Raw genomic sequence first — 22,049 nt, 5'->3', positions numbered from 1 at the left:
GGCGCGGTCCGTGGGTGACCGGCGCGAGGAACTGGCCGCGGCGCTGGACGAGGTGGAGCGGCGCATCGACGACGCCTGCCGGGCCGCGGGCCGGTCGCGGTCGGAGATCACGCTGATCGCGGTGACGAAGACCTACCCGGCCTCCGACGTGCGGCTGCTCGCGGAGCTGGGCGTGTCGCACGTCGGCGAGAACCGCGACCAGGAGGCGGCGGTCAAGGCGGCCGAGTGCGGCGATCTCGGCCTCACGTGGCATTTCATCGGCCAGTTACAGACGAACAAGGTCCGCTCGGTCGCCTCCTACGCCCACATGGTCCACTCGGTGGACCGCCCCCGTCTGGTGGACGCGCTCAGCCGCGAGGCCGTACGCGCGGGGCGCGAGGTGGACTGCCTCATCCAGGTCGACCTCGACGCCGCTCCGGGTGAGGGCGGGGCCGGGCGGGGCGGCGCCGCGCCGCAGGAGGTGCCGGCGCTCGCGGGGCTCGTCGCGAAGGCGGAGGGGCTACGCCTGCGGGGGGTCATGGCGGTCGCCCCGCTGGGGGAGGACCCGGCCGCCGCGTTCGCCCGGCTGCGGGCCGTCGCCGAGCGGGTCCGCGAGGAACACCCCGCGGCCGATGTGATATCGGCCGGGATGAGTGGAGACATCCCCCAGGCTGTGGCGAACGGCGCGACACACCTGCGAGTCGGTACGGCGTTGCTCGGCCGCAGAAAGCCCTTCGTCAGGTAATGTCCCCCAAGTGGACCATGGTGTCCGCGCTCAGGTAGAGGTCGATCAGCGGTGAGCTCCAAGGGGGGTACGGCTACCGCCCTGGCCTTCCGAAGGGACCTTGAAGGCACCAGTAAAGCGGAGGACGACGAGCGATGGCCGGCGCGATGCGCAAGATGGCGGTCTACCTCGGTCTCGTGGAGGACGACCGCTACGAAGACAGGTACGCGGCAGAGTACGGCACCGACGAGGAGTACGGCGACGAGGAGTTCGAGTCGCCGCGGCGCGGCTTCGCCGGCCCCTCGGGCACGCACTCCGGGCCCCTGGAGCGCGAGGACGACACCGAGACGGCCGTTCCCGCTCCGCGTCCCCCCACAACCGTGCTGGAGCGCCGCACGACCGATCTGGCGCGCATCACCACCCTGCATCCCCGCACGTACAACGAGGCGCGGACGATCGGCGAGCACTTCCGCGAGGGCACGCCGGTCATCATGAATCTGACAGAGATGGTCGACAGCGACGCCAAGCGCCTTGTCGATTTCGCGGCAGGTCTCGTCTTTGGCCTACACGGCAGCATCGAACGTGTTACCAACAAGGTGTTCCTGTTGTCCCCCGCCAACGTTGAGGTGACCGCCGAGGACAAGGCCAGAATCGCGGAACGCGGCTTCTTCAACCAGAGCTAGAGTTCCATACATGAACAGTGACCGGCTGAGCGGTGCCCGTGCGGCCCGAGGACGGCTGGACCGAGGGGAGGCGGGGCTCGACCGTGGGGATCATTAGCGAGATCTTGGTCATCGCCCTGACCCTCTTCCTGGTTCTGCTGATCGGCAGAATGATCATAGATACGGTGCAGGCGTTCGCCCGCGCCTGGCGGCCCACCGGGGTCGTCCTGGTGCTGGCGGAGGCGGTTTACACAGTGACCGACCCGCCTCTCAAGTTCCTCCGCCGTTTCATTCCGCCCCTCAGGTTGGGTACGGTGGCCTTTGACCTGAGCTTCACAGTGCTGTTCATTGTGGTTTTGGTCTTGATCCAAGTCGTGAACGCGCTTCGTTGATCGGGTACCGTCCGACCGGACAGACTCCAAGCGCGCCAAGGAGACCCAAATGCCGTTGACGCCCGCCGATGTGCGGAACAAGCAGTTCAGTACCACCCGGCTGAGGCCGGGGTACGACGAGGAGGAGGTCGACGCGTTCCTCGACGAGGTCGAGGCCGAACTGGACCGCCTCATCCAGGAGAACGAGGAACTCCGCGCGAAGCTGGCCGAGTGCCTCAGGGGCAAGGTTCCCGGGGGCATGGGCATGCCCGGCTCCATGCAGATGGCGCCCGCTCCCGTGGCCGAGCCGAAGCCCGAGATGATGGCCCCCCAGCCGGAGCCGATCAAGCCTCCGGAGCCGGCCCGTCCCGAGCCGGTGCCCGTCGGCATGGGCCTGCCGCCCGCCGAGGACAACATGGACACCGCGGCCCGCGTGCTCGCCCTCGCCCAGCAGACGGCCGACCAGGCGATCGCCGACGCCCGTCGCGAGGCGGACGAGACCGTGACCCGCGCCCGGCGTGAGGCCGACGACATCCTCGGCAAGGCCCGCCGCCAGGCCGAGCAGATCATCGGCGACGCCCGCGCCCGCGCCGAGACGCTGGAGCGCGACGCCCAGGAGCGGCACCGCCAGGCCATGGGCACCCTCGTGCAGACCCGCGACGAGCTGGAGCGCAAGGTCGAGGAGCTGCGCAGCTTCGAGCGCGAGTACCGCAGCCGTCTCAAGCTGTACCTGGAGAACCAGCTCGCCGAGCTGAACGTCGCGGGTGAAGGCAGCGGAGGCTTCCCGATCGTGGGCGCCGCCCCGGCCATGGCCCACGCCGTCGCCCCCGGTCCCCAGCAGATGACCGCCGCCCCCAACCCGTTCGGCCAGGAGCCCTCGCAGCACTCCGGCGCCTTCCCCGGACCCGACGGCCCCCACAACGACCGCCGGTAAGCAGTGGCGGGTCCTCACAGGGACCCGATAGCTCGGAGAACCCCCCGTGATCCTCATCAGTGCCGCACTGGTCCTCGCCGCAATCGTCCTGCTCATCGCGGGCGTCGTGCTGGGGACACCCCCTCTAGTGATGTGGTCGATCGTCGTCAGCGTGCTGTCGGCGGTCTGCCTGCTGATCGGGGCACTGCTGAGACGCCATGAGCTGTTCCCCGCCGGTGGGCGTGCCGCCGAGGGAACCGCTCCCACCCCCCAGGGTTCGTCCGTGCCCCAGCTCGCGCACGTCGGTGCCGTGAGCGGGGCGTACGGCGGAGCCCTCGCCGGGGCACCGGCGCATCCGGTGGCGACGCCCATGGTGGCGGCCCCGCCGGTCACGCATCACGGGGCATTGCCCCCGCAGGCCTTCCCATCTCCGCCGCCCCAGCGGACGGGACCGATCATGCGGCCGCCGACCGGTTCCGGTCGCGGCCTCGCCCCCGACGCGATCGTGCTCGTGATCCCCGGGCGCAAGCGCTTCCATCTGGCCACCTGCCGCCAGCTCGCCGGGCGTGAGACCGAGGAGCTCACGCACGAGGAGGCCCGCGAGGAGGGCTTCACTCCCTGCACCACCTGTCTCCCCGAGATCTCCACCCGCACGGCGGAGCCGGAGGAGGCCGCCCTCCGCGACGACACGGCTCGCGACGAGAGCCTGCGCGCGGAAGCCGCCCCCACGACCACCACGCCTTCGGCCGCGACCTCCGGCACGACCGGCCAGGAAACGTCCCGTCCCACGCCCGCTGATCGCGAGCCGCCCGTCGCGCGGTTCCCTCAGCCCGGCGTCCCGGGGCCGCGCCTGCCCGAGTCGTCCTCCCCTGAATCGTCCGGCCCTGAATCGTCCGGCCCCCAGTCGTCCATTCCCGGTGCGTCAGGCCCTTCCACGGCCGGCCCGTCCACGCCCTCCGGCGGCAAGCCGTCCGACGACGAAGCGCGCGAAGAGCCCGGTGAGACGGCGGAAAAGGCGTCAGGGAAGACCGCCGACGCCGGCGAGGCCGATGAGGAAGACGGTCCGGCGCGTGACACGGCTTCCGAGGCCGACGCCGGGACCGAGGGCGACGAGCACACGCCGGTGGACTGGTTCGGCCGGAGCGGGTCGCCTGAGTCCGGCGCCGAGACGACGGCGCCGCCGCGGCCTGCCGCCTCCACGCCGCCGCCCTCGCCTTCCGATTCCTCCTCCGCCGCGTCTTCAGGGTCGTCGTCCGGATCCTCCGCGCCGTCCTGGCCTTCTGCCACGTCATGGTCCGCACCGGCCTGGTCTCCGCCGGCGGCAGGATCGGCGTCGGGCCAGGCGGACGACGAGACGGACGACTCGCTGACCGACACCGCGGAGCACGACTGGTTCAGGCCCGGCAGGGTCCCCCTGCCGTGGGACCCCGCACGGTCCAAGTCGACCGGGGAGGCGGGGAAGGAAACCCCGTCGTCGGGGGACGGCGAGTCCGACGATCCCGCGGCCGGGGACAAGGCCCCCGGTGCGGGTGCGGGTGCGGCCTCGCCGCAGAAGGCCTCCTCTTCCCGGGCGGACGACGAGCAGGCCCGTGACGACCAGAGCGACTCCGGCGACGCGGACGCGCAAGCGGCGTCCCGCCCGGAGAACGTCCCCACGCCCCCGCGTGCGAGGACCGGAAAGCCGGTGGAGCCGGCAGAGACCCGCGGATCCGGGCGCGCCGGATCCGCGGCCTCGGCCGGCTCCACCACCGGCTCCGCGGAGGAGGAGGACGGCGCCCGGCAGGACGACGGCGCCTCCGGAGCGGCCCCCGCGGGAAAGGCGGCCACGCCCGGGCCCGGTGGCACGGACGAGGACAGCACGGACAAGGACAGCACGGACAAGGGTGGCGAGGACCGCGGCGGGTCCGGGAGCGAGACCGATGAGGATCGCACGACCGACGCGGCCGAGTCGTCCGCGGACGGGGACACGCGGGTGCGGGTCATGGTCGGCACGCGGCGCTACCACGAGACCGGTTGCCCCCTGATCAGCGGAATGGGCGACTCGGGCATCGAGACCATGACACGGGCCGAGGCCGACGAGGCCGGCCTCACCCCCTGCTCGGTCTGCCAGAACGGCTGAGACGCGGCCTGCGCATTCGACGGGGCGCGAGCGCCGCTCTTTCCGCCTCGGCATGGTCACGTAGGCGCCCCTGGCGGGCACCGCTCCCACCCGGATCGGCTAGTGCCGCGACCGCCAAGGTCTGCCCGACGGAGCGGTGTCGGTCACCTTCTTTCGCGCGATGACCACACGGCCGGGGCACCCGTCTGATCAGGGGTTTTGCCAGGCTGGGTGGTGACACACCACGATGGGGCCGGTCGCCGACCGGCCCCATCTCAGCGTTCCGCCGGGGACCGCAGCTCGGCGCGCGCCCAGGCCGCCAGCAGGTGGACCGCCGCCTCGGCGGCGCCGTCGGCAGCGGGGACGAGCACGACCAGCCGCTGCCGGGGGTCGCCCGCCGGCACGAAGTTCTCATAGCAGAACGTGATCGTGCCCAGGGCGGGATGCCGGAAGCTCTTGGTCCCGGATGTACGGACGTCCACCTCGCGGGCGTTCCACAGCCCGCGGAAGGTCTCGCTGCCGTCGCCGAGTTCGCGGACCAGCCCGGCCAGCTCGGCGTCTTGGGGGTGCAGCCCCGCGGCCACCCGCAGCTGCCCGGCGGTCGCGGCGGCGACGTCGGCCCACTCGACGTAGAAGTCCCTGCTTCCCGAGTCGAGGAACAGCCGCCTGGCCAGGTTCGCCCGTACGGGCGAGGCGGTGTCGAGGGCGAAGAGGCGGGCCGCGACGGCATTGGCCGCGAGGACGTCGAACCGGTCGTCGATGACCATGGCGGGCGTGTGGATCAGGTCCAGCATCCGCACCAGCTCCGGCCGGGCGTCCTGGGGCCGGGCCGCACGCCGGGGACGTTCCCGCACGGCGAGCGTGCGCAGGTGCTCGCGCTCCACGTCGTCAAGGCGGAGCGCCGCGGCGAGGGCGTCGAGCACCTCGGACGACGGCCGCGCGGCCCGCCCCTGCTCCAGCCGCTGGTAGTACTCCACGCTGATCCCGGCGAGCTGCGCGACCTCCTCCCGGCGCAGCCCCCGGACACGGCGGCGCGGCCCGGCGGCGATCCCTGCGGTCTGGGGTGTGATTCGGCCCCGGCGGGACCGGAGGAAACCCGCCAGCTCGTGTCGATCTCCCACGACGTCCAGTATGTCGGCTTTTTCGCGGCCCGCGGCGGGCTCAGGGTGGCCCTGCCGGTACCCGTACAAGCCGGGCCTGGGCCGCCCGCCGTGCGCGCGGGAGGCTGACTCTCGTCACCGGACGAAGAGGAGACCACGATGTGCCACGACATCGACAGCAGACCGCCCGCCGCCCCCGTCGTCACCGGAGGGGTGGCAGAACACGGGCCACTGAAGATCGGCACCGTCGACGGCAACAGGTTCCGCGCCTACCGGGCCGCCCCGGCCGTGCCGAACGGCCGCAGCGTGCTGCTGCTACCCGACCTTCGCGGGGTGCACCCGTTCTACGAGAGCCTGGCGCTGCGATTCGCCGAGGCGGGCTTCCACACCCTGGTCATGGACTACTACGGGCGCAGCGCCGGCACCGGCGACCGGGACGACTCGTTCGACGGGTGGGCCCACCTCGCCCTGCTGGAACCGCTTCACGTCGAGACCGACGCCGCGGCCGCCGTCGAGGCGATCCGCGCCTGGCATCCCGGCCCGCTGTTTAGCGTCGGCTTCTGCCTCGGCGGTGGCTACTCCTGGCGGCTCGGCGCCGCCGGGCTCGGCCTCGCCGGCGCCATCGGCTTCTACGGTCCGCCCCGCTTCCTTGGCGACCGTACGACCGAGCCGTCCGTACCGCTGCTCATGCTGCTCGCCGGGGCCGACGTGGCAACCACTCCGGAGGAGTACGCCGCACTGACCGCCGCCTTCGACCGGGCCGGAAAGGAATACGAGGCGCACGTGTACGACGGCGCTCCGCACTCGTTCTTCGACGACTCCTACAACCAGTGGCAGGAGGCCTGCGCCGACGCATGGCACCGCATCCTCGGCTTCACCGCCCGCCACGGCGTGGAGGCCGCCGCGTGACCGAGCGCTACAAACGCGGCGTCGCCCGCCAGACCGAGCTCGGCGCCACCCGCACCGAGGCGTACGACGCCCTCGCCGACATCGCCCCGGACCTGTCGCGGCTGGCGGTCGAGTTCGCCTACGGGGACGTCCACGCCCGCCCCGGGCTCGACGCCGCCCGGCGGGAGCTGGTCGTCATCGGTGCGCTGATCACCCTCGGCGGGGTCGAGCCCCAGCTCCGGGCACATCTGGAAACGGCACTCAACGCGGGCCTGCGGCCCGGCGAACTGGTCGAGGCGATCATGCAAGCGCTTCCGTACGCGGGCTTCCCGCGCGTCTTCGGCGCGATGACACTGGCCCGGCAGGTCCTGGACGCCCGCGGACTGCTCCCCGTCAGACCGGCCGGGACAGACGCGATCGGTCCATGACGGTGAAGACACGGCTTCCCGGTAAGGCCGAGGATCACTGAACCGGCACCGGTGAGTGCTCCACCTCGTGGGATGGTCGCTGTACCTGTGCCACGTCGACAGAAACCACGCGTTCAGCGACTCGTAACAGCGCGACCGGCCCCTGCCTTGCCTGGAGGAACAGTACCTCGCGCACCTCCGGAAGGGCAGGTGACCTCCCAGGCCGCCTCGATCATGTGGAAGATCTCGTCCACCGCGGTCTCGGGATCGGCCGCCTCTCGAGCCAGCGAATAGGCGTCGATCACGAACCTCGCGATCGTCCGGCAGGCCGTTGTGGTCTCTGACAGGTCGAGATCGGCGGCGATGGCCCTAGCCAGCGACTCCGCATGGCGCAGCCTCATCGACTCCTCGTACTCCCGCAGGGCGGGCGATTCGTCGACCATGCGCCAGATCGGGGCGGAGCTGTCGGCCGTGCAATGCCGCACCAGGGCCTGGATCTCGCGGCGCAGCGCAGGCATGAGCGGCTCGTGCGGGGCCCGGCAGGCGACCGCCTGCGTGAGGCGTTGCTCGAAGTCTCCGTCCTGCTCGAACACCAGGGCCTCTTTCGAGGCGAAGTGGGAGAAGAGCGTGGTGACGGCCACGTCGGCCTCGGCGGCCACGTCACGGATGCCCACCGCGTCATACCCGCGTTCCAGGAAGAGCCGCAGGGCGGTATCGGCGATCTTCTGGCGGGTCGCGGCCTTCTTGCGCTCACGGCGTCCGGACGGGACGGTCATGTCCTGATACTAGCAGATACAAAAGCAGAACGGTTTTTAAACGCTAACGGTTAGTGCTACGGTCGGCCGCATGAAGAAAGTGAGCTTCGCCGAGTTCGGCGGTCCGGACGTTCTGCGACTGGTCGACGCCGAGGAGCCCCACGCGGCCCCCGGCCAGGTACGCATCGCCGTGCGGGCGGCGGGCGTGAACCCCGTCGACTGGAGGGTCCGCGAAGGCCAGTTCCAGAAGGTCCATCCGATCGAGTTGCCCGCCGGAGTCGGGCTGGATGCCTCCGGGGTGGTGGACGAGGTCGGCGAGGGCGTCGAAGGGGTCGAAATCGGCGACCACGTGTTCGGCGAAGGTTCGAGCACCTATGCCGAGTTCGCCGTGCTGTCGGCCTGGGCCCCCATGCCCGAGGGGCTGACGTTCGAAGAGGCGGCCGGGTACCCCTCCGTGGTGGAGACCGCGCTGCGCATCATCCGCCAGGTCGGTGTGCGGCCCGGGCAGACGCTGCTGGTCAGCGGTGCGTCCGGGGGAGTCGGATCGGCGGTGCTGCAGATCGCCCGCGACCGCGGCATTGTGGTGATCGGCACGGCTGGGGCCGCGAACCAGGACTATCTGCGCAGCCTGGGCGCCGTCGCGACGACGTACGGCGAGGGCTGGGTCGAGCGGGTGCGGCAGCTCGGCCATGTCGACGCGGCTCTCGATCTGGCCGGCTCGGGCGTGATTCGCGAGCTCGTCGAGCTGACCGGGGATCCGCAGATGGTGATCTCCATCGCCGATCTCGGCGCGCCGGAGCTCGGTGTCCGATTCTCCGGCGTGGCCGGGAGCATGCCGGAAGCGCTCGCCGAGGCCGCCGGCCTCATCTCTCGAGGAAAGCTCCACATCCCGGTCGAGAAGTCGTACACGCTCGCCGAGGCCGTGGCGGCGCATATCGACAGCCAAGCCGGTCACACGCGCGGGCGCCGGGTCGTTGTCGTTTGAGCCGTTTCCTGCGCAGTCGCACGGCCCGGCATGCTGAGTTCCTCGGCGGTGGTGGACGTGCTTCCCGTCGCCGAGTCCGCCGGGCAGGGGTGGCTGCCGGTCTTCGGGCTGGTGCTCGCGGCATGCGGTCCACGCGATGACCAAGTGGTCGGGCTGCCCGATCGGGGCAGATGGAGGCCTTGCGCGGCCCGCGTCCTGCCGCCTCCGATGACGGAGGCGTGCGGGCGATCCACACGCCGATGGGGCCGGTCGGCGACCGGCCCCATCGGCTGCGGGATCAGGCCTTGCGCAGGCGGAAGGACAGGCCGAGGTCGGCGTCCTCGTGGACCCGCAGGTCCTCGTCAGGGACGCCTTCGGTGAGGCTCGCCGCCAGCACCTCGTCGGCGACGGCGTCGCCGCCCTCGCGCAGCGCCTCGGCCAGCTCACCGTCGGCCGACCACCACAGGTGGATGCGGTCGGTGATGGACAGGCCGGTGGACTTGCGGGCCTCCTGGACGAGCCGGATCACGTCGCGGACCAGGCCGGCCCGGCGCAGTTCGTCGGTGATCGCCAGGTCCAGCGCCACGGTCTCGCCGGTGCCGGTGTCCACCGCGCCGGTCTCCACGGCCCAGCCCGACTTCGGCTGCTCGGTCACGATCACGTCGTCCGCGCCCAGCTCCACCGTGCCCAGCTCGGCGGCCTCGACCGTCGCTGAGCCGCCCGAGCGCAGGGCCCGGGCCAGCGCCGCCGCGTCGGCGCCCGACACGGCCGCGGCGACGAGCTTGGTCTGCGAGCCGAACCGCTTGCCCAGGCTGCGGAAGTTGGGCTTGACCGTGAACGTCACCAGGTCGGCGGAGAACCCGGACAGGTCCTCCAGCCGCTGGACGTTGAGCTCGTCGGCGATCAGGTCGCGCAGCTCGCCGGGCAGCGCGGCCCAGCCGGGGGCGCCGACCAGGGCCCGGCCGAGCGGCTGGCGGGTCTTGACCGACGACGAGGCGCGGGCCGACCGGCCCAGCTCTACCAGGCGGCGCACCAGCGCCATCCGCTCCGACAGCTCGGGGTCGAGCAGCGCGGAATTCACCTCCGGCCAGGTGGCCAGGTGCACCGAGGCCGGGGCGTCCGGGTCGCGCAGCACGTCCCAGAGGTAGTCGGTGAGGAACGGCACGAGCGGGGCCATGAGCCGGGTGACGGTCTCCAGGCACTCGTACAGCGTCGCGAAGGCCGACGCCTCGCCGGACCAGAAGCGGCGGCGCGAGCGGCGGACGTACCAGTTGGACAGGTCGTCCAGGAACTCGGTGAGCCGACGCCCGGCCCGGGCGGTGTCGAACTCCTCCAACGACGCGGTGACCTCGGCCACCGTGCGGTGCAGCTCCGCCAGCGCCCACCGGTCGATCAGCGGCCGCTCCGCGTACGCCGGGGCCTCGGCCATCCGGGCCGGGGACCACGACTCGGCGTTGGCGTAGAGCGCGAAGAACGACGCGGTGTTCCAGTAGGTCAGCAGGACCTTGCGGACGATCTCCTCCAGCGCGGCGTGGCCGATCCGCCGGGGCGCCCAGGGGGACCCGGAGGTGGCCATGTACCAGCGCAGGGCGTCGGCGCCGTGCTGGTCCATGAGCGGCATGGGCCGCAACACGTTGCCCAGGTGCTTGCTCATCTTGCGGCCGTCCTCGGCGAGGATCAGGCCGAGGCAGAGCACGTTCTCGTACGACGACCGGTCGAACACCAGCGTGCCGACGGTCATCATCGAGTAGAACCAGCCGCGGGTCTGGTCGATCGCCTCGCAGATGAACTGGCCGGGGAAGGAGTTCTCGAAGACGTCCTTGTTGACCAGCGGCGCGCCCCACTGGGCGAACGGCATGGCGCCCGAGTCGTACCAGACGTCGATCACGTCGGGCACCCGCCGCGCCTCCGCCTGGCACAGTGCCCCTGACGCGTCTCCGACACGATGCTGACAGGGGAACGTGATGTCGTCGACGAACGGGCGGTGCGGGTCGAACCCGGTCAGGTCGCGGCCCGCCAGCTCGCCCAGCTCCTGCAGCGAGCCGACGCAGGTGACGTGCTCCTCGTCCTGCGAGCAGACCCACAGCGGCAGCGGGGTGCCCCAGTAGCGGGACCGCGACAGCGCCCAGTCGACGTTGTTGCGCAGCCACTCGCCGTACCGGCCGTGCTTGATCGTCTCAGGGAACCAGTTGGTGCGCTCGTTCTCGGCGAGGAGCCGGTCCTTGATCGCGGTGGTCCTGATGTACCAGGACGGGAGCGCGTAGTAGAGCAGCGGGGTGTGGCAGCGCCAGCAGTGCGGGTAGCTGTGCTCGAAGTGCTCGCCGCGGAACAGCAGCCCGCGCTCGCGCAGGTTCTCCGTCAGCGGTTCGTCGGCGTCCTTGAAGAACAGGCCGCCCACGAACGGCACGTCCGGCAGGAAGCGCCCGTCCGGGCCGATCGGGTTCACCACCGGCAGGCCGTAGCGCTTGCAGACGGCCATGTCGTCGGCGCCGAAGGCGGGGGCCTGGTGGACCAGGCCGGTGCCGTCCTCGACCGTGACGTACGTGCCGAGCACGACGTAGTGGGCGCCCTCGATGTCCACCAGATCGAAGGGGCGCCGGTAGGCGGTGTGCTCCAGCTCGGAGCCCTGGTAGGTGGCCAGCACCTCGGCGTCCTCGCCGAGGACCCGCCGCAGCAGCGGCTCGGCCACCACGAGCACCTCGTCGCCGCGCCGGGCCGCGACGTACGTCACGTCGGGGTGCACGGCGACCGCGGTGTTGGACACCAGGGTCCAGGGAGTGGTGGTCCAGATCAGCAGCGAGGCGTCCATCTCGGCCAGGGGGCCGGAGACGACGGGCATCCGCACGTACACCGACGGGCTGGAGACGGTCTCGTAGCCGCCGGGCTGGCCGAGCTCGTGGTCCGACAGCCCGGTGCCGCAGCGGGGGCAGTACGGCGTGATCCGGTGGTCGCGGAACAGCAGGCCCTTGTCCCAGACGACCTTGAGCGACCACCAGACGGCCTCGACGTACTGGGGGTCCATGGTGCGGTAGGCCTGGGACATGTCGACCCAGTAGCCCATCCGCTCGGTCATCTCCTCGAACGCGTCGACGTTCCGCAGCACCGACTCGCGGCAGCGCGCGTTGAACTCGGCGATGCCGTACGACTCGATCTCGGGCTTGCCGGACAGGCCGAGTTCCTTCTCGACGGCGACCTCGACGGGCAGGCCGTGGCAGTCCCAGCCGGCCTTGCGGGGCACGTGGTAGCCGCGCATCGACTTGTAGCGGGGGAAGACGTCCTTGAAGACGCGGGCCTCGACATGGTGCACCCCGGGCATGCCGTTGGCCGTGGGCGGGCCCTCGAAGAACACCCAGGAGGGGCCGTCGGCGTTCTGCTGCAGCGAGCGCTCGAAGACCTTCCCGTCCCGCCAGCGTTCGAGGACCTCGTGTTCGAGGGCCGGCAGGTCGACCTGCGCGGGAAGTGAGCGGAAATATTGGGAAGACATCGTCGGGCGGGACCTCCACGCGGTGGCTGTGACAGCGCTGCTGACATTGGCGTGAAGGGACGAAGCCGGAGACGGCCCCGCGGTACCACCCTTCTTGACGTCCGGCCGGTGCCGGACGCCCTCTCGTTTTGCTCTCCGCTGCCGGTTCTACTCGGCCGGGACGGCCTTTCTTCCGGCGGCTCCGGGGTGATCTTTCCCTTCGCGGCCCGCCCCGGGCTCACACCGTCCCCGGGTCGCTGAGCGGGCGGATGCGGAGGTACTCGTCCCCATCAACGCCTTGCAGACTAAGACGATAACGCAACCTGGCCGGAAGGGCTTCCCGATATGCGGGTGACGTCCCGGGTGAGACCCGGCTCGTCGCGGGAATACGTGGGAGGAACACGCAGAGACCCCGCGATTGTTGTGAGGGTGTGCGGGTGGGCACCGGCGGCCGGTGGAAGGGCGACGGAGGCGGCCCCGCGGGCCGTCGCCTCGGGATCCGGGGCATGGGTCCCGGTGGCACCGCCCGCGACAAAGTGATCGAAACAGAGGGCGACAAGGAGGAGCCGGCCGAATGCGCCACCCGCTTACGGGTGGGGTAAAAGCCTCAGCGAGTCCGTTGCCGATCCGTTATCGGCGGCTTATTCTGCCCGGACCGGCTCGAATCACACCCGCTCGAAGGGCGTCCGGGGCTCGAAGGGTTCTGGGCGAAGGGGAGGCCCGCAATGACGACGCGCACGGCGAGAACCGCCATCAGTGACGACGTCTGGTCCGACGAGGAGCTCGCCGAGGTCCGTGAGCGGCTGCGGCACGAGATCGAGGAGTTGCGCGCCGACATCGCCCGGGCGGAGGAACAGCTCGCGTCCGGTGACGTGAGCCAGGGCGCGGGGGACGATCCGGCGGACGCCGGGGCCAAGACGTATGAGCGTGAGCGTGAGATCGCCCTTACCCTGAATGCGCGCGACCTGCTCGCGCAGAACGAGCGGGCGATCGCCCGCGTCGAGGCAGGGACTTACGGAGAGTGCGAATCGTGCCACAAGCCGATCGGCAAGGAACGCCTGCGGGCATTCCCGAGGGCGACGCTGTGCGTAGCGTGCAAGCAGCGGGAGGAGCGCCGCTGAGCGGCGAACCGGCGCGGCCCAACCGGGCGCGGAGGATCGCTCTCCTCGTCGCCGTGGCCGCGGTCGTGTACGTGCTCGACCAGGTCAGCAAGTTCCTCGTCGTGGAGTTCCTGGAGCACGAGGAGCCTCTCACCGTCGTGCCCGGCGCGCTGGTGCTGACCGTGATCCGCAACGCCGGCGCCGCCTTCAGCATCGGCACCGGCATGACGATCGTGTTCACGGTGATCGCGCTGGCCGTCGTCGTCGCGATCGTGCGCACGGCGCGGAAGCTGCACAGCCTGCCCTGGGCGATCACGCTCGGCCTGCTGCTGGGCGGGGCGGTCGGCAACCTGACCGACCGCATCTTCCGGTGGCCGGCCCCGTTCCAGGGGCATGTGGTCGACTTCATCCAGGTGTTCCCGGTCACCCGGTTCCCGGTGTTCAACCTCGCCGACTCGGGCATCGTGTGCGGCGGCGTGCTCGCCGTGTTCCTCGCCTGGCGCGGCTACCAGATCGACGGCACCCGCCAGACGGACGAGCCCGTCGAGGACCACGCGCGGGACCACGCGGAGGGCGAGGCGGGCAAGCAGGCCGGCGAGCCGGCGGGGGAGCGGGCCGATGGGTGACCAGCGCAGCCTGCCCGTGCCGGACGGCCTGGAGGGCGAGCGCCTCGACGCCGCCCTGGCCCGGCTCTTCGGTTTCTCCCGCACCCGCGCGGCCGAACTGATCGCCTCCGGGGACGTGCTGGTCGACGGCGCCGTCCCGGCCAAGTCCGACCGTGTCCACGCCGGTGCCTGGCTGGACGTCACGATCCCGCCGCCGCCCGCCGCGCCGATGCCCGTGGCCGAGCCCGTGCCGGGCATGGCGATCCTGTACGAGGACGACGACGTCGTCGTGGTGAGCAAGCCGATCGGTGTGGCGGCGCACCCGACCGTCGGCTGGACCGGCCCCACCGTGATCGGCGGCCTGCTCGGCGGCGGCCACCGGGTGTCCACGAGCGGCGCGGCCGAGCGGCAGGGCATCGTGCACCGGCTCGACGCCAACACCACCGGCGTCATGGTCGTCGCCAAGAGCGAGCGGGCCTACTCGCACCTCAAGCGGGCGTTCAAGGAACGCACGGTCGACAAGCGCTACCACGCGCTCGTCCAGGGGCACATGGACCCGCTGCGGGGCACCGTGGACGCCCCGATCGACCGGCATCCGTCGGGCGACGGGCGCTTCGCGGTGGTGGCCGGCGGCAAGGACTCGGTCACGCACTACGACACGATCGAGGCGTTCCGGGCGGCGTCGCTGCTCGACATCAAGCTGGAGACCGGAAGGACCCACCAGATCCGGGTCCACATGGCCGCGCTCAGGCACCCCTGCGTGGGCGACCTGCTGTACGGCGCCGACCCCACCCTCGCCGCCCGCCTCGGAGTGGGCCGGCAGTGGCTGCACGCGGTCTCGCTGTCGTTCGAGCACCCGGCGACGGGGGAGTGGATGACCTTCACCAGCGACTACCCCGCGGACCTGGCCAACGCGCTGGAGATCCTCGCGGACGAGGGCTGACGCCGCGCTCCGGGCATCCCGTCCATTGCCCGCCCGATGGCAGCCTCGTGGCGCTTCGTGACGGCGCGGTCAGGCGGTGACGGCGCGGTCGGGCGGTACGGACGCCGGCGCCGGCGGGAGCTCAGGCATCCGAGTCGTTTTCCGGCTGGGTGTAGCCGTCGGGGATGTCACCGGTGTCGTCCGTGGCGGCCTCCTGGCCCTCGCCTTTTCCCTGGCCCCCACCCTCGCCCTGGGACGGCTTGGCGCTTCCGCCGCCGTTCTCGGGCTTGGACGTGGGGGACGTCCCCTTGTCGGATCCCTTGCCTGTCTGCTTCCCGGGGGGAGATCCCTTGGACGCGGCCCCGGTGGGCCTGTCCTTGGGCTTTCCCCCGCCGGGCTTCTCGGGTGACCTTCCGGCGGACCTGTCGGCGGGCCCCCCGCGTTCCTCCGTACGGTGCCCGCCGGCGGCGCCGCTCCCGGTGTTCGCCACCGGCTGTGTGTCCGTCTTGCCCGCCTCGCGGCTCTCTGTTCGCTTTCCGGTCTTGGGGGCCTCGGCGGTCCTGGTCGCGAAGACCGTCACCGTGGGCGTGCTCACCACGGTGGTCCCCCTCGGGTCGGCCGGAAGCCTGGCGGTGGTGAACGCGACGGCGCCGGCCGCCAGCCCGACGAACGCGACGAGTGCCCCGGAGCCCGCCGCCAGCGCCCAGGGCCTGCGGCGTCCGCCCACCGGTACGGGCGCGGGCACCGGGACCGGCGTCGGGGTGCCCTCGCCGAGGGGCACGGGCGCGGACACGGGCATGGACGCGGGAGCCGAAGTCGTGGTGTCGAAGATGGGCATCAGCCGGGCGAGCCGGGGCGGCTGCCGCGGACGCGGCACGACGGGGTCGGTCACCTGGCCGGTGGCCACGGCGTGCAGGTGCTGCGCCGCGTAGTCCGCGGTCATCCTGCGGGCCGGGTCCTTGATCAGCAGGCCCTCGATCACCGGTGCCAGCGGTCCGGCGTTGTGCAGCGGGCCCGCCTCCTCGTACATGACGGCGGCCAGCGTCGCCAGCGCGTGCCCACGGTGGAACGGCGAGCGTCCCTCGACGGCCAGAAACAGCGTCACTCCGAGCGACCACAGGTCCGATGCCCGCTGTGCCTGCTGTCCCGCCGCCCGCTCCGGTGCGATGAACGCCGGGGTGCCGATCAGCATGCCGGTGCGGGTGACCGGCGAGTCGTCCTCCATCGCGGCGATGCCGAAGTCCGTCAGCACGACCCGGCCGTCGTCGGCGAGCAGCACGTTGTCGGGTTTGACGTCTCGGTGCAGCACCCCGTTCACGTGGGCGACGCGCAGTGCGGCCAGCACCTGGGACCCGATCTCCGCCACTCGCCGCGGCGGCAGGGGGCCCTCCTCGCGGATGACCGATCCCAGCGTCCGGGACGGGATCAGTTCGAGGACGATCCAGGGGTAGCCGTTCTCCTCGAAGGCGTCGTACACTGCCGCCACGCTCGGATGGCTCAACCGTCCGGCGGCCCTGGCCTCGCGGAAGGTCCTGATGGTGAAGACCTCCCGCTCCGGACCGGTGAGCTCGGCCGACGCGAGCAGCTCCTTGACGGCGACCTCTCGTTCGAGCACCTGGTCGACGGCCCGCCACACGGTGCCCATGCCGCCCCGCCCCAGCGGCTCGATCAGGCGATAGCGTCCTGCCACGACACGTTCGGAGGTCTGCGCTTCAGCCATGGTTGTCGCGCTACCCGTCTTGGGCGAACGCATGCGACATCGTTACTCTTCTGGGGCGAAATCCCCCTTGACCTGCGGATCTTCACCAAATCGTTATTATGGCTGGAAGGTGCGCGCGAAGGCGTTGAAGTAGGACAAACCGGATGTCCATCGGGAGTCGGCGACCTGCCAGTAGAGGGCGACGCAGCGGCCGTCGTCGAGCCTGAAGGCGCGGTCGAGCACCCGCACCTTGCCGGCGTCGGTCGTGTGGGTGAACTCCCAGTCCGCGGCGGGAACACCGAGGTATTTCCGGTACGTCAGGCCGATGCGCTCGTAGCCGCGCAGGTAGCCCTTCTTGGTCGAGGCCGCCTCGACCGTGCGCAGGGCGGCCACCGGGTCCGTGGTCTCCCAGGGGGTGAAGTCGACCTGCAGGTAGTCCCGTCCGCTCGGGCCGTGGAAGCGTACGCGGGTGGCCTCTCTCTGGAACGGGACCCAGCCGCCGGGCAGGGCGATCGAGAAGCCCAGCGGGTCGCGGTGGGTCTTCCACCCCTTCGGCAGCGTGGCCGCCGTCGGCGTGGGGGATTCCGGCGACGGCTCCTCCGAGGGCTCCTCTGTCGGCCCCTCTGTCGGCTCCTCCGTCGGCTCCTTCGACGGGGGCGCGGACGGCTCGCCGGAGGCGCTCTGGCCAGTGTCCCCCGACGTGTGATCGGAGCCCGAGGTGGGATCGGTCCCCGTAGGCGTGAGGTCCTCGGCGACGGTTCCGCTGCCGGCCAGTGTGCGGTAGCCGTACCAGCCGCCAGCGACGACGGCCACGAGCAGCAGCGGTAACAGGACGAACAGGGTCACCTTGGCAGCCGAGCCGCGCCCCGGAGGGCGCGCACCCGGTGCGGGGTACGCGCCGGGGTGGCCTCCCGGCGGGACGGCAGGTCCGCCGGGACCCGCGTGGCCCGTCTGGACCCCTTGGCCGCCCGGACTCGTGGGGTAGCCCGCCATGCCCGCGCCGCCGCCAGGGCCGGTCGGCCCCGGGTGACCGGCGGCCCCGGGCCAGGAGGTGGAGCCGCCGGACTGGTGTGGGCCGCCGTACGACTGGTGGGCACCGTACGACTGGTGGGCGCCGTACGGCTGCGGGGGGCCGGCCGGGCCCTGGCTCCAGGATCCGGGCTGTCCCGGCTGCCCCGGCTGCCCCGGGACGGACGGCCCGCTGTCCATGCTGTTCCAGCCGGAGGGGGTCTGCGGCCACGGGCCGGCGGACGGCTGCGACGGCCCGGACGGGGCGCCGCTCCACGAGCCGGGCTCGGGCCGGTTCTTCAGGAGATCGGACCCGGCGGCGTGTCCCGGGCCGGCCGCGATGGCGGCGTTGAGCAGGGCGGCGGCCTCGGCCGCGCCGATGCGCCGGGCCGGGTCCTTGCACAGCAGGCCTTCGAGCACCGGCGTCAGGGCGCCCGCCCGCTGGGGCGGGGCCGGGTCGTCGTGCAGGATGGCCGCCATCGTGGCCACGGGGGAGTTGCGGTCGAACGGGGTTCTCCCCTCGACCGCGGCGTACAGCGTCGCGCCGAGCGACCACAGGTCGGACTCCGGGGTCGCGGGGTGGCCGTTCAGCCGCTCGGGCGGCATGAACGCGGGAGTGCCGGTGATGCCGCCGGTCATGGTCAGTGCGGCCTCCTCCGGCATCGTCGCGATGCCGAAGTCGGTCAGCACCACCCGGGTCTCCCCGTTGAGCAGCACGTTCTCCGGTTTGACGTCCCGGTGCAGCACTCCCGCGGCGTGCGCGGTGCACAGCGCGTCGAGCACCTGCAGGCCGATCGCGGCGACCCGGCCGGGCGGGAGGGCGCCCTGCTCGCGCAGCACCTGGCCCAGCGACCGCGACTGCACGAGCTGCATCACGATCCAGGGGCGGCCGTCCTCCTCGATCACGTCGTGGACGACGACGACGTTCGGATGGTCGATGCGGCCCGCCGCCCGCGCCTCGCGGATGGTGCGCCGGTTGAACGTCTCCCTGTCCTCATCGGAGGTGGGGTGGTAGAGCACCTCTTTCACGGCCACCGTGCGGTCGAGCAGGTCGTCGTGGGCGCGCCAGACCACACCCATGCCTCCGCGGCCGATCGGCTCGAGCAGGTGATACCTGCCCGCCACCCGACGCTCCTCGTCCACCCTGTCCTCCTCGAAACCCCCTGAATGGTCCCACAGCCCGGCGCGCGGCCGTCCGTCTTCGATCTCACGACACCGCGCCGGCGGTGGAACTCGCGCGCCGCACCGGCGGACTGTGACCGCCGCTGACGCGGGCGAACCCGATGCGCAGTCGTTATCGGACGTTATAAAAGGACGATTCGGTCAGTCGCTCCCACATTGACTTGCGAAAACGCCATTGCTCACAGTTTTCCATTCAGCGTGGTTATGTTTCGCGGCGTCTTGTCCGGTTTATTCCCTTCTAATACTGTCCGCAGTGACTTTGTCGTTTCCCGGACGGGTGCTCCCCCCGAGACATCCCCCCGTCCCCCCGCCTGGAGGCGAGATGCGGTTACGCACGACGTTGTGCGGAAAATCCCCCTACGGCATGGCGCTCGGCACCGCGATCCTGGTGTCGGCCGCGCTCACGCTGACGCCCGCGTCCCCCGCGCGGGCCGACCCGGCCGACGCCCGCGAAGCGCCCGGACGGTGCAGCACCGACCCGAACGCCCACCTGGGCGCGGTGCCGGCCCCCGAGCAGTTCTTCGGCTTCCCGCTGGGCAAGGGACAGCCCCGGGTGCTCACGACCGAAGAGATCGACAAGTACGTGGAAGCCGTGGGAGGCGCCTCGGACCGCGTGGTCACGGGCACCGTGGCGCACAGCGTGACCGGCCAGGACCTGCCGTACGCCATCGTGTCCGACTCCCGCAACATGGTCCCCGGGCAGCTCAAGAAGATCGCGGACCAGATCCGCTCGCTGCGCGACCCGAGGTCGCTGCGGGCCGACAAGGCGGCGCGCATCGCCGACGACTCGCCCGCCATCGTCTGGATCGCCGGCAACGTGCACGGCGGCGAGAAGAGCGGCGCCGACGCCGCGCTCAAGACCCTGTACGAGCTGGCGAGCGGCCTGTCCTGCGACGTCGCGAAGCGCAACGACAACCTGGTCACGGTCATCATGCCGACCCAGAACCCGGACGGCCGCGACGCGAGCCGCAGGCAGAACGAGTACGGCTTCGACCTCAACCGGGACTGGTTCGCCCGCACCCAGCCGGAGACCGACGGCAAGATCGAGATGCTGCGCCGGTATCCGGCGCAGGTCTTCGTCGACGCGCACGAGATGGGCGGGCGGCAGTACTTCTTCCCGCCCAACGCCGACCCCATCCACCACGAGATCGCCGACCAGCCGGTGAACTGGATCAACCGGATCGGGGCGGCGAACGCGGCGGGCTTCGGTTACAACGGCGCCTGCGGCGGCGCGGTCACCGCCGAGTGCTACTTCAACTACGCGACGTACGACCTGTTCTACATGGGCTACGGCGACAGCGTCCCGGCCGCGGGCTTCGGCGCCGCCGGGATGACGTTCGAGAAGGGCAGCTCGTCGGCGGTCGAGGACCGGGTGCAGCAGCAGTTCAACACCCAGTGGGCGACGACCGGCTGGGCCGCCGACAACCGGCGCGAGGTCCTGAACGGCTACTACTCCATCTGGCAGACCGCGCTCGCCGAGGGGGCCGCCGGCTCCCTGGAGCCGAACGAGGTCGTCCAGCCGGCGAACACCGTCCGGTTCCCGGTGCCCGAGATCACGATCCGGTCGTACTTCCTGCTGCCCGACCGGCAGATCGGCGACGTGCGCCGGCTGGTCGAGCGGCTGCGCCGCATGGACGTGGAGGTCTACCGGGTGAAAAAGCCCGTGAAGGTGCCCTCCGCGCGGGTCTTCGGCGGCCGGACGGCCAGTGACGTGACGGTCCCCGAGGGGGCCTACTGGATTCCGATGGACCAGCCGCAGAAGCACTGGATCCAGGCGGTCATGGGGGAGGACCCGTACGTCCCGTTCCCCTACTTCTACGACGTCTCCTCGTGGAGCAACCCGCTGCTCGCGGGCGTGAACACCATCTCCACCGGCGACGAGCTGTCGCCGAAGGCCGACCTCGTCAGGGACGTCGACGGCGGCGTGGCCTCCGCCGCGCCCCGGGGCGGGTCGTACTCCTACCCGATGGACTCGGCGGCCGCCTCCGAGCTGACCTTCCGGCTGCTCGGCGCGGGCGTGCCGCTCACACGTGACGACCGGACCGGGGTCGTCGGCCTGCCCGCCAGCGCCATGAACCGCGGCGAGCTGGACAAGCTGGCCCGCTCCTTGGGCGTGACGGTCGAGGGCGGCGGCGCCCCGGCCTCCGGCGCCGCGCTGCGCACGCCCGACGTCGGTCTTTTCGCCGGCACCGGCGTCTCCACCACCTCCGGCTCGTACGGCGAGGCCCGCTACGTGCTCGGCGACCGCTGGGGCCTCGGGCTCACGCCGGTGACCACGGCCGACATCAACGGCAACACCCCGGCCTTCACCGGGCGGACCGTCCTGCTCGTCCCGGACGGCAGCAGCGCGAACGGCGGGCTGACCGCGCAGGGCCTGGCCAACCTCAGGCAGTGGGTGGCCGCGGGCGGCACGTACGTCGGGCTGCGCAACGAGGGCACCCGGGTCGCCAGGGCCGCCGGCCTCACCTCCACGACCGAGAAGGCCAAGCCGACCGGCTACCAGGTCATCGGCTCGCACTTCCGGGTGGACGTGGCCCAGGGCAGTCCGGTGTCGCTCGGCCGCCCGGCGGAGGACTTCCAGTTCAACAACGGCGACCCGATCCTCAACCCCAGCCAGACCGGGGTGAACGTGCTCACCTACCCCTCGGATGACACGTTCTGGTCCAACGGCTACACCGTGGGCGCCGAGGCGCTCAAGGGCACGGTCTCTCTCGTCGACGAGCCGGCCGGCGCGGGACACGCCGTGCTGTTCGCGTACAACCCGCTGTTCAGGGCGTACAACGAGAACGGCATCCACCTCCTCGCCAACGCGCTGCTCTACCCGGCGGGCGCTGCGCAGGCGCCGCACGCGTCGCCTCAGGCGAAGCAGCGCATCGCTACGGCACAGCCGGACACGGAGTCCCTGCGCAGCGCCGCGGCGGCGGCGCAGGAGCCGCCGAACCTCGGCGGGGAGTGGCGGCCGATCGTCATCCAGGTGGCCGACGCCGACCTCGCGCGGACGCGGGCGGTGGTCGAGCGCTACACGGACACGGCGCTGACCGCGTCCGCGGACGGCTCGTCCTACGTCACGATCCCGAACCCCGGCGGACTGTCCGCCGACGAGCACCCGTTCGTCCGCGACCTGGTCCGCGACCTCGGCGCGGCGGGCATCCCGCTCCGCTCCGTCGTCGCCTGATCCCACGCAGGAAACCGGGCCGAGCGGCCCGCCC

Annotated in this window: 17 protein-coding genes; 12 read left to right on the top strand and 5 right to left on the bottom strand. The window is 71.7% G+C overall.

Going from position 1 to position 22,049, the window contains the following annotated elements:
* Positions 1-10: 10 nt before the first annotated feature.
* The 5 genes from FH610_RS12150 to FH610_RS12130 all read left to right on the top strand — a co-directional run bounded on the left by FH610_RS12150 (position 11) and on the right by FH610_RS12130 (position 4,768).
* Positions 11-724, top strand: coding sequence for a YggS family pyridoxal phosphate-dependent enzyme (locus FH610_RS12150; RefSeq protein WP_139574419.1), 714 nt, complete (start codon positions 11-13; stop codon positions 722-724).
* Between the two features lie 134 nt (positions 725-858).
* Positions 859-1,386, top strand: coding sequence for a cell division protein SepF (locus FH610_RS12145; protein ID WP_139574418.1), 528 nt, complete (start codon positions 859-861; stop codon positions 1,384-1,386).
* Positions 1,387-1,490: 104 nt separating this feature from the next.
* Complete coding sequence (locus tag FH610_RS12140; protein WP_220504880.1) at positions 1,491-1,757, top strand: YggT family protein; 267 nt, start codon at positions 1,491-1,493, stop codon at positions 1,755-1,757.
* Positions 1,758-1,806: 49 nt separating this feature from the next.
* On the top strand, positions 1,807-2,670 hold the full coding sequence (locus FH610_RS12135; RefSeq protein WP_079318308.1) for a DivIVA domain-containing protein: 864 nt from the start codon (positions 1,807-1,809) through the stop codon (positions 2,668-2,670).
* 46 nt (positions 2,671-2,716) lie between these two features.
* Positions 2,717-4,768: a hypothetical protein gene (locus tag FH610_RS12130; protein ID WP_139574417.1), complete on the top strand. Its 2,052-nt coding sequence runs from the start codon at positions 2,717-2,719 to the stop codon at positions 4,766-4,768.
* A 254-nt stretch (positions 4,769-5,022) separates the two neighbouring features.
* Here FH610_RS12130 and FH610_RS12125 read toward each other — a convergent pair whose 3' ends face one another.
* Positions 5,023-5,868 (bottom strand): MmyB family transcriptional regulator, encoded by an 846-nt coding sequence (locus FH610_RS12125; RefSeq protein ID WP_139574416.1) that lies wholly within the window; start codon positions 5,866-5,868, stop codon positions 5,023-5,025.
* A gap of 138 nt (positions 5,869-6,006) precedes the next feature.
* Between FH610_RS12125 and FH610_RS12120 the strand changes: the two genes are divergently transcribed.
* Both FH610_RS12120 and FH610_RS12115 read left to right on the top strand, forming a co-directional pair.
* Positions 6,007-6,756, top strand: a complete 750-nt coding sequence (locus FH610_RS12120; protein WP_139574415.1) for a dienelactone hydrolase family protein — start codon at positions 6,007-6,009, stop codon at positions 6,754-6,756.
* Positions 6,753-7,163, top strand: a complete 411-nt coding sequence (locus FH610_RS12115) for a carboxymuconolactone decarboxylase family protein (RefSeq protein WP_205825713.1) — start codon at positions 6,753-6,755, stop codon at positions 7,161-7,163. Before FH610_RS12120 ends, FH610_RS12115 begins: the two co-directional genes overlap by 4 nt.
* Before the next feature lie 113 nt (positions 7,164-7,276).
* Here the strand turns inward: FH610_RS12115 and FH610_RS12110 are convergent, their stop codons facing one another.
* On the bottom strand, positions 7,277-7,918 hold the full coding sequence (locus tag FH610_RS12110) for a TetR/AcrR family transcriptional regulator (RefSeq protein WP_139574413.1): 642 nt from the start codon (positions 7,916-7,918) through the stop codon (positions 7,277-7,279).
* 70 nt (positions 7,919-7,988) lie between these two features.
* Here FH610_RS12110 and FH610_RS12105 point away from each other — a divergent pair, with 70 nt between their 5' ends.
* Positions 7,989-8,882: an NADP-dependent oxidoreductase gene (locus FH610_RS12105; protein WP_139574412.1), complete on the top strand. Its 894-nt coding sequence runs from the start codon at positions 7,989-7,991 to the stop codon at positions 8,880-8,882.
* 277 nt (positions 8,883-9,159) lie between these two features.
* Here FH610_RS12105 and ileS read toward each other — a convergent pair whose 3' ends face one another.
* On the bottom strand, positions 9,160-12,345 hold the full coding sequence (ileS, locus tag FH610_RS12100) for an isoleucine--tRNA ligase (protein WP_139574411.1): 3,186 nt from the start codon (positions 12,343-12,345) through the stop codon (positions 9,160-9,162).
* A gap of 704 nt (positions 12,346-13,049) precedes the next feature.
* On the opposite strand from ileS, the gene FH610_RS12095 reads away from it, so the two are divergent.
* Genes FH610_RS12095 through FH610_RS12085 form a run of 3 tightly spaced genes read left to right on the top strand, consistent with a single transcriptional unit; the run spans position 13,050 to position 14,972 of the window.
* Positions 13,050-13,445 (top strand): TraR/DksA family transcriptional regulator, encoded by a 396-nt coding sequence (locus FH610_RS12095; RefSeq protein ID WP_139574410.1) that lies wholly within the window; start codon positions 13,050-13,052, stop codon positions 13,443-13,445.
* Positions 13,409-14,050 carry a signal peptidase II gene (gene lspA, locus FH610_RS12090; protein WP_338104533.1) on the top strand — a complete coding sequence of 214 codons (642 nt, stop codon included), beginning with the start codon at positions 13,409-13,411 and terminating at the stop codon, positions 14,048-14,050. Before FH610_RS12095 ends, lspA begins: the two co-directional genes overlap by 37 nt.
* Positions 14,043-14,972 carry an RluA family pseudouridine synthase gene (locus FH610_RS12085; RefSeq protein ID WP_139574408.1) on the top strand — a complete coding sequence of 310 codons (930 nt, stop codon included), beginning with the start codon at positions 14,043-14,045 and terminating at the stop codon, positions 14,970-14,972. The genes lspA and FH610_RS12085 overlap by 8 nt, the downstream gene beginning before the upstream one ends.
* Before the next feature lie 121 nt (positions 14,973-15,093).
* On the opposite strand, the gene FH610_RS12080 is transcribed toward FH610_RS12085, so the two are convergent.
* A complete protein-coding gene (locus FH610_RS12080; RefSeq protein ID WP_139574407.1) occupies positions 15,094-16,671 on the bottom strand; it encodes a serine/threonine-protein kinase in 1,578 nt (525 codons plus the stop codon).
* 96 nt (positions 16,672-16,767) lie between these two features.
* Entirely contained in the window at positions 16,768-18,801 is a 2,034-nt protein-coding gene (locus FH610_RS12075; RefSeq protein WP_139574406.1) for a serine/threonine-protein kinase, read from the bottom strand.
* Positions 18,802-19,162: 361 nt separating this feature from the next.
* On the opposite strand from FH610_RS12075, the gene FH610_RS12070 reads away from it, so the two are divergent.
* The gene (locus FH610_RS12070; RefSeq protein ID WP_205825712.1) at positions 19,163-22,015 is read left to right on the top strand and encodes a M14 family zinc carboxypeptidase; all 2,853 of its coding nucleotides are present in this window, start codon (positions 19,163-19,165) and stop codon (positions 22,013-22,015) included.
* Positions 22,016-22,049: the final 34 nt, after the last annotated feature.

It is taken from the genome of Microbispora catharanthi (assembly GCF_006334915.2).
Classification (GTDB): domain Bacteria; phylum Actinomycetota; class Actinomycetes; order Streptosporangiales; family Streptosporangiaceae; genus Microbispora; species Microbispora catharanthi.
Note: the sequence above shows the minus strand (reverse complement) of the source record. Positions and strands in the feature narration are given on the sequence as shown.

Bases quoted from the DNA above. Each gene is read 5' to 3' on its own strand.
- FH610_RS12135 (WP_079318308.1), top strand. From the start codon at position 1,807: ATGCCGTTGACGCCCGCCGATGTGCGGAACAAGCAGTTCAGTACCACC.
- FH610_RS12145 (WP_139574418.1), top strand. From the start codon at position 859: ATGGCCGGCGCGATGCGCAAGATGGCGGTCTACCTCGGTCTCGTGGAG.
- FH610_RS12110 (WP_139574413.1), bottom strand. From the start codon at position 7,918: ATGACCGTCCCGTCCGGACGCCGTGAGCGCAAGAAGGCCGCGACCCGC.
- FH610_RS12070 (WP_205825712.1), top strand. From the start codon at position 19,163: ATGCGGTTACGCACGACGTTGTGCGGAAAATCCCCCTACGGCATGGCG.
- FH610_RS12105 (WP_139574412.1), top strand. From the start codon at position 7,989: ATGAAGAAAGTGAGCTTCGCCGAGTTCGGCGGTCCGGACGTTCTGCGA.
- FH610_RS12120 (WP_139574415.1), top strand. From the start codon at position 6,007: ATGTGCCACGACATCGACAGCAGACCGCCCGCCGCCCCCGTCGTCACC.
- FH610_RS12085 (WP_139574408.1), top strand. From the start codon at position 14,043: ATGGGTGACCAGCGCAGCCTGCCCGTGCCGGACGGCCTGGAGGGCGAG.
- FH610_RS12080 (WP_139574407.1), bottom strand. From the start codon at position 16,671: ATGGCTGAAGCGCAGACCTCCGAACGTGTCGTGGCAGGACGCTATCGC.
- ileS (WP_139574411.1), bottom strand. From the start codon at position 12,345: ATGTCTTCCCAATATTTCCGCTCACTTCCCGCGCAGGTCGACCTGCCG.
- FH610_RS12095 (WP_139574410.1), top strand. From the start codon at position 13,050: ATGACGACGCGCACGGCGAGAACCGCCATCAGTGACGACGTCTGGTCC.